Below are 13,007 nucleotides of genomic sequence, written 5' to 3' on the forward strand. Positions count from 1 at the left end.
CGACAGCGAGCCGGCCACACGTCAGCAAGAAATACTCTAGTTCAACGAATGCAGGCTGATCAACGCGCTGGCCCGTCACCTTGAGCGTGTCGTGTTAGGCTGGAAGTCGGCTTAGGCCGCCCCTGCAACCCTGACCAGCCGGGCCGGCCAAAGCCGACCCGTCGCGCCCTCTGCCACTGACATGTCTATTTGGCACAAACCGGGACATCTCTAACTTGCGTTGGCAGCATCTGTAACTGGGTGGATTCTATTCTGAAGTGCGAATTCCGTTGCAAACAAAGGGATTGCACCCGGAGGCTGAATGACCCTACCCTACGCCCATCTGCGCCTGGCTGAACGACGCGAGATTGCCCGCCTGCACGCAGCCAAGATTCCCGTCGGTGTGATCGCCGAGGCCTGCAGCGGCATCGTTCGACCATCTACCGCGAGATCAAGCGGAACTGGTTTCACGATGAGGAGCCGGTGTATCGCTGCTATTTCCATGTGGCTGCCGATATGCAGGCCCTGGCCCGGCGGCAGCGCCAGAGCAAGCTCTCTCGCAAACCTGCTCTGGCCGTCTATGTGATCGACCGCCTCAAGGCGGCTTGGTCGCCAGAACAGATCGCCGGTCGGATGCGTCGGAGATACGCAGCCGAGCGCCTGTCGCCGGAGACGATCTACCAGTTCGTCTACAGCGCTCAGGGGCAGCATCTTGGTCCGTTTCGGCATCTGCCGATGGCGCGGCGGCGGCGGCGGGCCCGTTTCCAGCGCAAGCCGGGCGGGTTCTCGATTCCAGCCGCGCATACGATCGAGAGGCGCCCGCCGGAGATTGCATCCCGCAGCAGTTTTGGCCACTGGGAAGGTGACCTCATGGCGTTCTGGCAGGAGCTGGGCAAACACAACCTGACCTCGCTGGTGGAGCGCCAGAGCCGCTACACGATCCTGATCCGCAACCCGGATCGCCACTCGACCGGCGTCATGACCGGCGTAATCGAGAAGCTGCAAGTTTTGCCGGCGACGGCCCGGCCATCGATCACGTCTGATCGCGGCACGGAGTTCGCCTTTTACCCGCTGCTGAAGCAGCAGCTCGGCATGGACAGCTACTTCTGCAAGCCGCAGGCGCCCTGGCAGAAAGGCTCGGTCGAGAACGCCCATGGCCGGGTGCGGCGGTTCCTGTCGCGGGACACGGACATTGCCGCGTTGCCCGAGGAGGCGCTGCTTGAGATCTGTGGCCGGCTCAATGCGACCCCGCGCAAATGCCTGGGCTATCGCACGCCGCAAGAGGTCCTGATGAGCTCTCTGGATCCAGGGCTGCCGGGGCTGTGCAATCCTGACCAGCTGTGCGGGGTTATGAGAACACCGTTGGCGCCATACGACAATGACTATACTGGTGACATCTCTAACGGGGCCAAGCAGAGACTTGCCTAATAAGTTCTGACAGTTATAACATATAGTTATAGTGCTGGAGTTGGGCGATCCTGGTCCGAGCGGAAAGCCTAGATCTACTCACAATCTGTACCGCCGAGAGTACCGGGAGCTTCCCTAGCGCGCTCTGTCGCCAATTCGGTATGGACCTTGCCGTAGAGCTGCATCGGTAAACTCCTATCACACATTGTAAGGCAGCATAGAAACGAAATGTTGCCATTTGGCATTAATTTGAGTATAAACTGCCATATGGGAGAGATCGCCATGGCTGCCTTACTGCCCCTTGATACTGCCCGTAGGGAATTCCGGCCCGCGCCGATTACCGACGATGAGGCCGCAGCGATGTTTCGCGCAACAGTCAATCTGTTTAGCCTGTGGGGCCTCACAGATGAAGAGGCGGCTACCCTGCTCGATTTACCGGTGCGAACCTATCGGCGATGGAAGGCTGGAGACATCGGGCGCATTGATCGCGATGGCAAGGCTCGGCTGTCCAACCTGATGGGCATCCATAAAGCTTTACGGATTATCTTCCGGGAACCGCAGCGCGGTTACGTCTGGATCAAGGCTCCCAATTCCGCATTCGCGAACAGGTCGGCCCTTGAGGTGATGCTGGGTGGCGAACTCACTGACCTGATGCGCGTTCGCCGCTACCTGGACGCTGAGCGGGGTACTTGGTGATCGATTTCAGTGCGATCTCCGTCTCCGCGATCGATTGGCGCGGAGCGGTTCGGATCATACGAAGTGTTTTTCCGCCCATCGATCTCTTCGAAGACATCGCGGACCCGGCTGATTGGCCCCTCATCATCTCCGCGGAGCAAAAGACAAATCCACGCTTGATGGAGACTATTGGCAATCTCGATCTAGTGCCCGAAACGCGACGCATCGCCGGTCCTGGGGCGAGTTATCTTATGGCACCTTTCACCCACGTGAGCACTGATCGACCAAATCGATTCAGCGATGGTACATTCGGAGTTCTTTACGTGGGCAATTCTTTTGAGGTCGCCCTGTTCGAAACAATTCACCATCATGGACAGTTCATGGCCCGCACCAACGAACCGGCTGGGTGGACGTCCCAATTTCGAGAGATCGTGCTCGACGTGAGTGCGCGATTGCATGATCTGCGAAGTCAGGCTGGCTCATGGGGACTTCTCCTGCCAGACAATTACGAGGCCAGCCAAGCATTGGGTTTCCGCCTTCGCGCTACGGGCTCGGATGGGGTTGTCTATCCAAGCGTCCGCTATCCAGATGGTGAGTGCGTCGGCGTGTTTTATCCAGACCGCGCCGCAAACCCCATTCAGGGTCGGCACCTCGACTATCACTGGAATGGTACAACCGTTGATCTCTACCGTGATGCCAATACCGGCCAAGTCTACCGGATTGTGTGACGCGCCAGGGAACCGGGCTCCAAGACGTTTGCCCTCGCGATGACTGGCGCGATTGTCGTGCCTGTGGATGATGAATGGCTGTTAGGACATCAAGGGCACAAAAAAAGCGCGTGCGTCATTCGAATAGCCCATAAGCACCCCTGTCCTGTTCCATGCCGCTCATCATGGATTGCATAAGTGCCGCTGGAGTTCGTCTCTCCCCAACGCGATTTAGATCTCCTCCTCCATTGCGGCCTTGCGAAGGCTTCTTCCCACAACTCAGTCACTGTTGGACCCGCTCCCGTATAGCTGCGCGCGAGTTCGCTCTCGTCAGTGACCAACGGCTTTCCGATATCGGCACCCTTCGTGACGAGATTGTTAACAGCGCGCCTACTATGAGCAGAGAGACAATAGAGGCAGTAGGACTGAATTGGACAATGTGACCATGGCCCGAGGGTCTGAACGCCCTGAAGATGCTGAGGGTCTGGCGATCAAGGTCCTGAACCACATCGTCGCCGATCTCGACCGGATGATTCAGTTCCTTAATGTGACCGGTCTGCAGCCCGAGACAATCAGGGCTTCAGCCAAGTCGCCGCTCTTCCTGCTAGGTGTGCTGGACTATGTGTCAAAGGACGACGAGTTGCTGGAGACCATTCATCAGGAGTTGGGGATCAGGCCGGCTGCTATTCTGATGGCGGCCGTTCATCTCACGCCAGAGCCGGAAACCAAACCTCCCTCGGAGAAGCCTGCCCGGACTGCATTGGCCTTGCCGCGGCGATCCCTGTACAGGTGATCCAAGAATTACAAGGGCCTCCTCGCCCGCCGTTATCTCAACAATCGTATCGAATAGGATCATCGCGCTATTAAGCGGCGGGTTCGGTCGATGCTCGGGTTCAATTCGATGGCATTCGCTCAGGGGATCCTGGACGACATCAAACTAGCGCGCATGGTGCGGAAAGGACAGGCGAACTGGGCCGGAAGTCCGCAGCCCACGCTCGCAGAGCAGTTCGAAGCATAGGTGTTTTCAACGCCATTTTCGGTCATCGCGGCAGCGCTAAGTCTCCGAAGCAACCGGTCAGGGCGAACTCCACGATATAGGCACGTGAAAACCGAGTTTGAGACAGAACCCTCAAAAGATGTCTGGTTCGGTTGCGGCATTCCCGTTCAACCAGCAACGCATCCATTCAGCGAGAGCGGTGTTTTCTTCCGCGATAAGATTTTGATCAAATTGACGGATCTTGCGCTTATTCCGGAACCGGCCTCGGATTTCCTCGAGTCCTGGATGGTCAACCGGTGCTCCTTTTCGCCACTTATCAACGATGTCCATTACTTCATTACTGACAACGATCCGTGCCTCCTCTCGAGTGAGCGAGTGTAGTCTCATTAACCGCTCGTAGTCGGTTCTCGCGTGGCGCGCAAAATTGGTCGTTAAGAAACTCGCCTTTTCGGAAAGCCGGCCGAAATGGCTCCGATCTCTGGCACGCCTGACGATCTTCCGCCGTGCATTCGATGGGCATCCGGGATACATCGCACGAAGATAAATCCGCAGTTGCTCGGCAAATTTATCGAGCATTTCTTCCGTCACTCCGTCATCGACGATATACTTCTTTCGCCGTTTCGTATGGTTGTCCTCGTGATCCATTTTCCTTCAACATTCGTCTGGCAACCGCCTTCGCCTTAGTCGTTGATAGGCTGCATGTCGGATTGAGGGAAGCGATCATCGTTGGCACGCCTTCGCCAAGGTTGCGCTCTCAAGTCCGTCGTTGGAGATCGCGGCCATGTTCCGAGTAAGTATCGCCGCGCATGCGTTGCTGAATAAGTTTCGGACAAGCTTGGCCGCCTAGGTGTGAGCGGGAGGACATCAAGTGCGCCCTTTAGAGGGCCGAGTACGAAGATGACCGTAGCGAGCTAGGCCTGGATCTTGATCGTGGCGATCGAGCCAGATCGCCGCGACTGGCGGCCTTGGCTGCCAAACTTGGGGACGAGGACGGGCAAGCTTAGTCGGTTCCGGGTTCCCTGGGACGCCAGGATGTCTTTGCAAACGATTGCCATGAAGCCCGATCGATCGATGCCCGCATAGTCGAAGTGACCGCAAGGCTGCGTCAGAGCGGGACATCATTGCGTTCCGATAACCAAGTTCAGACATCCTTCCCAAAAAGCCCGCAGACGGCCGCGACGATCCTTTCCTGGGAGGGGATGACCGCGGACTCGAGCCGATCATTGAACGGCATGGGCACATCTAAGGAGGCGACCCGCGTCACGGGAGCATCGAGCCAGTCGAACGCATGCTCGTTGATGAGGGCTGCGACCTCGGCGCCGAATCCCCCCGTGAGACATGCCTCGTGGACGATTACGGCCCGGTTGGTCCGCCTGACGGAATCGAGGATCGTGTCCACATCGAGCGGCCGGATCGTCCTGGGATCGATGACCTCCGCGCTGATGCCCTGACGTTCGAGCTCGACCGCGGCTGACAGCGCCTTCGAGACCATCACCTGCGTGGCGATGATCGTCACGTCCGTCCCCGGTCGCCGTATCGCTGCCTTCCCGATCGGGATCGCGTAACTCTCCTCTGGAACCGGTCCCGATTTGCCGAGGTAGAGCATCTTGTGCTCGAGAAAGATCACGGGATTGTCGTCACGGATCGCAGCCGTGAGCAATCCCTTGGCGTCGTAGGGCGTGGAGGGCGCGATGACGACCAACCCGGGCACATGCGAGAACCACGCCTCGAGACTCTGGCTGTGTTGGGCCGCCAGTCGGATGCCGCCACCTTGCGGCCCCCTGATGACGAGGGGCACCCTGGCATGGCCGCCGTTCATGAATCGGAACTTCGCCGCCTGGTTGACGATCATGTCCATCATCAGGGTCACGAAGTCGAAGATCTGGACCTCGACGATCGGGCGCATACCCGCGATGGCCGCTCCGACGCCCGCCCCGCAGAAGGTCGATTCCGATATGGGCGTGTCGCGGATGCGATCGTGTCCGAACCGTTCGACGAGTCCCTTCGTCACTTGGAAGATGCCGCCGGTTTCGGCGATGTCCTCGCCCATCATGAACACGGCGGGATCCCGCTCCATCTCCTGGCGAATGGCCTCGTTGAGGGCTTCGGGAAACGTCAGTTCACGCGCGCCTTGGGATCTCGGCTCGGGATGTGGCCAATGCGGCACGTAGACGGCCCTCGACAGAATTTGCGGGTCCGGTTCCGGACTTCCCGCGGCAAAGGCAACCGCAGCCGCGATCTCCTCGGCCACTTCCTCCCTGATGGACGCTATCGTAGCCGCCGGAATCCCGGCTTCCATGCGCATCCGCTCCTCGAGCCGGATCAGGGGATCCCGCGCCATCCAGGCCTTCATTTCCTCATCGGTGCGCGGTTCCCTCAAATTGGCGCGCATGCTGTGCGGACCCCAGCGCCAGGTCATGGCCTCGACGATGCTCGGGCCCTCCCCGGCCCTCGCGCGCTCGATCGCGTCGCCGACGACACGGTAGACCTCGACCGCATCGTTCCCGTCGATGACGGTCCCCGGGATGCCGTAGCCCCCGGCACGCATCGCGATCTGGTCGACCGAGGTCGTCCGCCTGAACGGCGTGTTCAGGGCGTATTGGTTGTTCTCGCAGACGAAGACCATCGGCAGCTTCCATACCGCCGCGAGGTTCACGGATTCGTGGAAGACACCTTGGTTGGCGGCCCCGTCGCCGAAGAAGGCGATCGATACCTGAGCGCTGCCGGTCAGTTTCGCCGCGAGCGCCGCCCCGGTCCCCAGCGGCATCGTGGCCCCCACGATCCCGTTCGCTCCGAGGATGTTGAGGTCGAGATCGGCGATGTGCATCGAGCCGCCCAGACCGCCGCAATAGCCGGTCTCCTTGCCCATCAATTCGGCCATCATCCGATCGAGGCTGGCGCCCTTGGCGATGCAGTGACCGTGTCCGCGATGATAGCTCCCGATGAAGTCGTCCCGACCGAGATGCTGGCATGTGCCGGCCGCAATGGCCTCCTCTCCAGCGTAGCTGTGCGCCGTGCCCTTGATGACGCCGGCCTTGAACAGCTCGGTTGCCCTCTCCTCGAAGAGGCGGATCCGGACCATGCCACGGAAGAGTTCGAGCATCGTTTCGGGCGCAGCACCGAAATTTGCGCTCGGCCCTGTCATAGCCGGACGGATGGGCGCGTGGAGGGTCAACGGTCTTCTCCGATCTGGGAAATGGAAGGGGCGGGTTGCTGACCCGCCCCTGTCGCGTTGTCAGGCCAGTTTGCGATCCGGCATCCCGGCCGGTCTTACGCCCGCGTTGAGCCGCATGTTGGATGCGATGATCGTCACCATGAGGGACGAGCAGCCGAGGATGATCAGAGGAACCGTGAAGCTCCCAGTCGTGTCCTTCACCCATCCGACGGCGTATGGCCCGAGGAATCCGCCGAACTGGGCCACAGAGTTGATGAAGGCGATGCCGCCCGCCGCCGCCGTCCCCTTGAGATAGGATGTCGGGAGGGTCCAGAAGACGCCGTTCTGGCCCCAGATGCCCATCGCGGCGATGCACAGGCAGATGAAGGCCATCGTCGGCGATCCGGCAAGGGCGCTCATCACGAGGCCTGCCGAGCCGAGCAGCGCGCAGAGCGCCACGTGCCACTTCCTTTCGCCCGTCCTGTCCGAATTCTGCGCGACGAACTGCATGAAGATAAAGGCGCAGAGATACGGGATCGACGTCAGGAAGCCGATCTCGATCGTGGACAGTCCTCCGAAGCTCTTGATGATCAGCGGCAGCCAGAACGTCACTCCGTAGACGCTCACGGCATAGAAGAAGTAGATCGCCGTGAGCGCGAGCACGCGGCGATCCCTCAGGAAATCCATGACCGTGCCGTGGGCCGTTGCGGGCGAGGCCTTCCGGTCCTCCTCGAGGCGGGAGAGAAGCCACTTGCGCTCATCGTCTGCGAGCCACTTGGCGTCCTCGGGACGATCGACGAGGATGAGAAGGATCACGATGCCGAGGATGACCGACGGCACGCCCTCGATGATGAACATCCACTGCCAGCCCGAGAGGCCGGACACGCCCGAGAAGGACGACAGGATCCAGCCGGAAAGTGGCGCACCGATGATCGATGACAGCAGTGCGGCTCCGAAGAACCCCGCGAACATCTTCCCGCGATACTTCTCGGGAATCCAGTACGTGAAGTACAGGACGATGCCCGGGACGAAGCCCGCCTCCGCGAGACCGAGCAGGAAGCGGAGGATGTAAAATGTAGTCTCCGTCGTGATCAGCGCGAAGCAGGCCGAGATGATGCCCCAGGTGATCATGATGCGGGCGAGCCAGAGTCGCGGGCCCACGCGGTGAAGGATGAGGTTGCTCGGCACCTCGAACAGGGCGTAGCTCAGGAAAAAGACGCCCGCCCCGAAGCCATAAACCGTTGCCGTGAACCCGAGGTCCTGGTTCATCTGGAGAGCCGCGAACCCGATGTTCACGCGGTCGATGTAGTTGAAGAAGAACAGGACTGCTGCGAAATAGACGAGCCGGACCGTGAGCTTCCGCATCGTCCGCCGTTCGACGGATGTATCCATGGGTTTCCTCCCTGTCCGATGCCGATGGCACCGGTTCGCGTTTCCTCGTATGCGCCGTTCCTTTGGCGGGACGGTCGTTTGGATTGGGTCAGCGGTTCACGATACCGCCAGCCGCACGGAGGACATCCCCTGCCCGCCGCAGAAATCCAGGATGGCGTTCGCGATGGGCTCCGGGGTGAGCCCGTACCGCCTCTGTAGGGTCGGCACCGATCCGCATTCGATGTAGCGATCCGGCAGTCCGATACGCAGGAGCGGCTTGTCGATGCGTCGGTTGAACAGCGTCTCCGCGACGAGGCTTGCCAGCCCCCCCGAGGACACGTGGTTCTCCGCCACGACGACCCGGTCGACACTGGCCGCAAACTCCGCAACAGCGTCATCATCGAACGGCTTGATCGACGGACTATGCAGGACACCCACCGCGATCCCATGCGTCGCCAGGATGGCGGACGCATCGAGTGCTCGCTCCGTCATGAAACCCGTCGAGATGATCCCGACGTCCCTACCCGTCCTGACTTGGCGGGCGGTCCCGATGGCGAAGGTATACTCGACCGGATCGAGGACGATCGGAACGGAGCCCCGCAGGAGCCGCATGTAGACAGGCCCGTCGTAGTCGGCCATGACCCTGGTCGCCTGGGCGATCTCGGTCGCATCGCATGGATCGATCACCACGAGCCCCGGGATCATGCGCATCAACGCGTAATCCTCGATAGCCTGGTGCGTGCCGCCATAACCGTTGGTGAGGCCAGGCAGGCCCGCCACGATCTTCACGTTGACCCGGCTGTGTGCGCAGGCAATGGCGATGAAGTCATAGGCACGCCGCGTCGCGAACACGCCGTAGGTGGTGGCGAAGGGCACGTGTCCGGTGCGGGCGAGCCCGGCCGCGACGGCGATCAGGTTCTGCTCGGCCATGCCGACGTTGAAGAACCTGTCGGGAAAGGCATCGCGAAAGGGATGGATGTCGGTGTACTTGCCCAGATCGGCCGTCAGTCCGACGATCTCGGAGCGCTCCAGTCCAAGTTCCTTGAGCGTGTTGCCGAACGGGGCATCGACAGTCGGCCGACCCGCCCGGAACTCTTCCTGCCCCATCGCAAGGGTCTTGCCGCGCGCCTCAGCCATCGCTCATCTCCAGTTCCATTGCGAGGTCGTCCCACTCGCCGGGTTCGACGCGCACGAAATGCGCCTTCTCGCGTTGCTCGAGGGTTGGAACTCCTTTGCCGGGCAGGGTGCGAAGCACGATTGCCTTCGGCTTGCCGTTGCGGCTCCTGGCGCCGTGCAGGGCGTTGACGACCTGATCCATGTCGTTGCCATCGATCTCGACGGTGTCCCAACCGAAGGCACGCCACTTGTTGGCGACTGGCTCCATGTGCAGGACGACCGCACCGTCCGCCTGGATGCCGTTGCAGTCGATGAGCGCGACGAGGTTGTCGAGACGGAAGTGGGAAGCCGACATGGCAGCCTCCCATGTCGAGCCCTCCTGCATCTCGCCGTCGGAGAGCTCGACGAACACGCGCGGGCCGAATTCGGATCTGCGCAACCCGAGGGCCATCCCGACGCCCTGTCCGAGACCGTGCCCCAGCGAGCCGCCGATGACCTCAACACCCGGTGTCGTGTCGAGCGTGCTCATCTCGAGGCGACTGTCGTCGAGGCCATAGGTCGCCAGTTCCTCCACGGCGAGGATCCCGCATTCCGCGAAGGCCGCCCAGAGTGCGATGGAATAATGCCCGGTCGACAGGAGGAAACGGTCGCGCCCCGGCCACGTGACGTCATCCGGGTCGTAGCGCATCTCATGGAAATAGAGGGCCGCGAGGACGTCGGCGATGCCGAGCCCCTGGCCGATGTATCCCTGTCCGAGTCCGCTGGCCATCGACAGCATGTGCCGGCGCATGTTCCTGGCCTTGGTCTTCAGGAAGGAAACGGGAGGCTGGTCGGCAGGGAGGTTGCGCGGTGCCATGATCAATCCCTGTCCAAACCGCCGCTGAAGTTCAGTCTCTCGGCGGTGATGTACGAAGGAGCATCGAGGGCCAGCCAGATCACGCCCTTGGCGACCTCGTCGCATTCGACCCTCCGTCCGATGGGGACGCGGGCGGTCCGCTCCGCGAGGAAGGCATCGACATCCTCGCGACCATTCAGGGCGGCGAGCTGGGCCTCCGTCACGCGCTGCATGGGGGTATCCATCATTCCGGGAGCGAGGGAATTCACCCTCACGCCGAAGGGAGCGAGAGCAATGGCCCCTGCTCGCGTGATGGCGTCGACCGCTGCCTTGCTGGCCGCATAGGCCGTATAATTGGGAAGCGCCATTCGCGAAGCGGGTGACGTGACATTGATGATGCGCCCGGAGCCCCGTTCCTTCATGTGCTGCCCGGCGGCCGCGCATCCGAGGGCAAGGGCCTTGACGTTCAGTGCGAGGGTGCGGTCCCAGGCCGCCGCCGTCATGTCAGTGAAGGCCTCGACCGTGCCATATCCGGCGTTGTTCACCAGGATGTCGAGGTGCCCGAATGCCTCGACCGACTGCCTTATGGCCCCGGATGCGCCGTCGTCGGTTGTCAGGTCGGTGATGATCTCGATGACCTGAACTCCGCTTTCGCGACAGGCTTCGGCCGCTTCCGCGAGAGCCTTCCCGTCGATGTCGACCATGGCGACGGAGCATCCCCTTGCCGCGAGCCCCACGGCCACGGACCTGCCCAGTCCCCCTGCCGCCCCCGTGACGAGAGTCGTTCCGGGATGAGACCTCCCAGAGCCTTCGTGCATGGCGTTCCCCCAGTGGTATTTTATGGTTGCGGCGATGGTATCGGTACCATAACTTCTGTCAAGTGGTATCGGTACCATGAACGTGTGGTGACTGCCGCCCTTATGTGGTGCTAGGGTCTCCTCCGTGCTTCCCCATTGCAGCAGGTCGCCCTTCTATGAGCTCTCGTCAGAACAGCCCCGAGCGGAAGAAGCTCAGGATGAGGGACATCGCGGCTCAGGCAGGGGTCGCTCCGATCACCGTTTCCAGGGCGCTCAGCTCCCCCGATAAGGTGTCGCCCGAGACCCTCAAGAAGATCCTCGAGGTAGTTCAGAAGGAAGGCTTCATCCCAAACAACGTTGCCGGGAGCATGCGTGCCACCGCGAAGGTGATCGGCACCATCGTCCCGCCACTGATCAACTCGGGAATCGCCGACCAGGTGCAAGGAATGTCCGATGCCTGCGCCGCCCACGGCTACCAGCTCCTCCTGGTCCAAGGAGACTTCTCGGCCGAGGCCGAGGACAAGGCCATTATGGCCCTGCTCGGTTGGCGCCCGAAGGGCCTGATCATCCAGGCCTTCGTCCAGTCCAAGGCGGCCAGGAAGCGCATCGCGACCGCAGGCGTGCCCGTCGTGGAGATCAGCGAGATCAGGGGACGCACGCCGATGAACCTCGCCGTCGGCATCTCGAACTTCGACGCCGCCTACGCGATGACGCAGCACCTCGCCGGCAAAGGATACAAGCGCATCGGCTTCGTGAGCACGCCCATCCACGGCAATGACCGACTGAGGCAGCGCAGGGTCGGATACCGCAAGGCGATCGCCGATCTCGGCATCGACCAGGGGGATCTCGAGGTCGAGGTGCCGATCACTTCCAAGGGCGGTGCCGCGGCTCTCTCGATCCTCACCGAGCGCGACCCGTCGATCGAGGTCATCTTCTGTTCGAGCGACTTGCTGGCGTTCGGCGCCGTCCAGGAATGCCGTCGGCGGGGCTGGGCCATCCCCGATCGGATCGCGATTGCAGGCTTCGGTGACATGGATCTCGCCTCTCAGACGTATCCGGCCATCACCACGGTGCGGGTCGACCGGTATGGCATGGGACGATCAGCCGTCGACCACCTTCTCTCACTGGCCGCGGGTGAAACCGGATCGGGCAAGTCAGTCGACGTGGGGTTCGAGATCATCGACCGCGAGAGCGCCTAGGGGCGATGTCACTTTAACTGACGCCGGACGCATTGAGGGAGATTTCGCGGCCTACGCCATTCAGGCAGTGAGGTTAACCGCGCTTTTCCACTCCACCATGGCGGTGAGGCGGTGAAGATGGAGGGCAAGGGCGGAGCGGCGGGAGCGGGGCGGGACGAAGAGATTGCGCACAGCGGAGAAAACGCAGACGAACCGCGGCAAGCCTCCCGATGATCGAAAGCCCTGCATCACCTGTTCTCGCTTTCGCAACGGAACATGCGAGTTCTCGGCTCTATTGTTCAGGCCCTTATGCGACCCGTGCTCGACCCTTGGCATGACTTGGCGTCTGGCCGCTCCGTACGAGGGCAGCTTGTCGGTGATAATGCGCTTCGGCGCCACGCCCTGCTTCTTCAACAGACGCCTCAGCAAGCGCTTGGCTGCCCTGGTGTTACGGCGGGTCTGCACGATCTCGTCGAGGACATAGCCATCCTGGTCGACAGCCCTCCAGAGCCAGTGCTTCTGACCGGGGATAGTGACCACGACCTCGTCGAGATGCCAGACGTCATGGCGGCTCGGATTCTTGCGCCTGAGGCGGCGAGCATAGTCTGGACCGAATTTCAGGGCCCACTGGCGGACCGTCTCATAGGAGACGAGCACGCCGCGCTCGAGTAGCATCTCCTCAACCAGCCGCAAGCTCACAGGAAAGCGAAAATACAGCCAGACCGCATGGGCGATGATCTGAGGTGGGAAGCGGTGACGTTTGTAGCTGACAGGCTGGTTCATGCCTGAAC

11 protein-coding genes and 2 pseudogenes are annotated in these 13,007 nt (G+C 61.5%); 6 read left to right on the forward strand and 7 right to left on the reverse strand.

Annotated elements, in window-relative coordinates; translation table 11 throughout:
* Positions 1-301: 301 nt before the first annotated feature.
* From K9B37_RS22780 to K9B37_RS22800, 5 genes and pseudogenes are all read left to right on the forward strand, one after another.
* Positions 302-1,281 (forward strand): annotated as a pseudogene (locus K9B37_RS22780) (IS30 family transposase); the annotation flags it as partial.
* Positions 1,282-1,668: 387 nt separating this feature from the next.
* On the forward strand, positions 1,669-2,082 hold the full coding sequence (locus tag K9B37_RS22785; RefSeq protein ID WP_224315836.1) for an MbcA/ParS/Xre antitoxin family protein: 414 nt from the start codon (positions 1,669-1,671) through the stop codon (positions 2,080-2,082).
* Positions 2,083-2,240: 158 nt separating this feature from the next.
* Positions 2,241-2,789 carry an RES family NAD+ phosphorylase gene (locus K9B37_RS22790; RefSeq protein ID WP_369414410.1) on the forward strand — a complete coding sequence of 183 codons (549 nt, stop codon included), beginning with the start codon at positions 2,241-2,243 and terminating at the stop codon, positions 2,787-2,789.
* A 424-nt stretch (positions 2,790-3,213) separates the two neighbouring features.
* Positions 3,214-3,561: a DUF3572 domain-containing protein gene (locus K9B37_RS22795; protein WP_224315838.1), complete on the forward strand. Its 348-nt coding sequence runs from the start codon at positions 3,214-3,216 to the stop codon at positions 3,559-3,561.
* A gap of 30 nt (positions 3,562-3,591) precedes the next feature.
* Positions 3,592-3,786 (forward strand): annotated as a pseudogene (locus tag K9B37_RS22800) (DDE-type integrase/transposase/recombinase); the annotation flags it as partial.
* 111 nt (positions 3,787-3,897) lie between these two features.
* Here K9B37_RS22800 and K9B37_RS22805 read toward each other — a convergent pair.
* From K9B37_RS22805 to K9B37_RS22830, 6 genes are all read right to left on the reverse strand, one after another.
* Positions 3,898-4,410: a DUF2293 domain-containing protein gene (locus K9B37_RS22805; protein ID WP_224315839.1), complete on the reverse strand. Its 513-nt coding sequence runs from the start codon at positions 4,408-4,410 to the stop codon at positions 3,898-3,900.
* Positions 4,411-4,906: 496 nt separating this feature from the next.
* Positions 4,907-6,940, reverse strand: coding sequence for an alpha-ketoacid dehydrogenase subunit alpha/beta (locus K9B37_RS22810; RefSeq protein ID WP_224315840.1), 2,034 nt, complete (start codon positions 6,938-6,940; stop codon positions 4,907-4,909).
* A gap of 60 nt (positions 6,941-7,000) precedes the next feature.
* Positions 7,001-8,311: an MFS transporter gene (locus K9B37_RS22815; RefSeq protein ID WP_224315841.1), complete on the reverse strand. Its 1,311-nt coding sequence runs from the start codon at positions 8,309-8,311 to the stop codon at positions 7,001-7,003.
* 96 nt (positions 8,312-8,407) lie between these two features.
* Entirely contained in the window at positions 8,408-9,427 is a 1,020-nt protein-coding gene (locus K9B37_RS22820; RefSeq protein ID WP_224315842.1) for a transketolase family protein, read from the reverse strand.
* On the reverse strand, positions 9,420-10,262 hold the full coding sequence (locus K9B37_RS22825) for a transketolase (RefSeq protein ID WP_224315843.1): 843 nt from the start codon (positions 10,260-10,262) through the stop codon (positions 9,420-9,422). The genes K9B37_RS22820 and K9B37_RS22825 overlap by 8 nt, the downstream gene beginning before the upstream one ends.
* A gap of 2 nt (positions 10,263-10,264) precedes the next feature.
* On the reverse strand, positions 10,265-11,059 hold the full coding sequence (locus tag K9B37_RS22830; protein ID WP_224315844.1) for an SDR family NAD(P)-dependent oxidoreductase: 795 nt from the start codon (positions 11,057-11,059) through the stop codon (positions 10,265-10,267).
* Positions 11,060-11,256: 197 nt separating this feature from the next.
* Here K9B37_RS22830 and K9B37_RS22835 point away from each other — a divergent pair, with 197 nt between their 5' ends.
* Positions 11,257-12,237, forward strand: a complete 981-nt coding sequence (locus K9B37_RS22835) for a LacI family DNA-binding transcriptional regulator (RefSeq protein WP_224315845.1) — start codon at positions 11,257-11,259, stop codon at positions 12,235-12,237.
* 60 nt (positions 12,238-12,297) lie between these two features.
* On the opposite strand, the gene K9B37_RS22840 is transcribed toward K9B37_RS22835, so the two are convergent.
* Complete coding sequence (locus K9B37_RS22840; protein ID WP_224315846.1) at positions 12,298-12,999, reverse strand: IS6 family transposase; 702 nt, start codon at positions 12,997-12,999, stop codon at positions 12,298-12,300.
* Between the last annotated feature and the right edge of the window lie 8 nt (positions 13,000-13,007).

The sequence above is a fragment of the Microvirga puerhi genome (genome assembly GCF_020089865.1).
Lineage (GTDB): Bacteria > Pseudomonadota > Alphaproteobacteria > Rhizobiales > Beijerinckiaceae > Microvirga > Microvirga puerhi.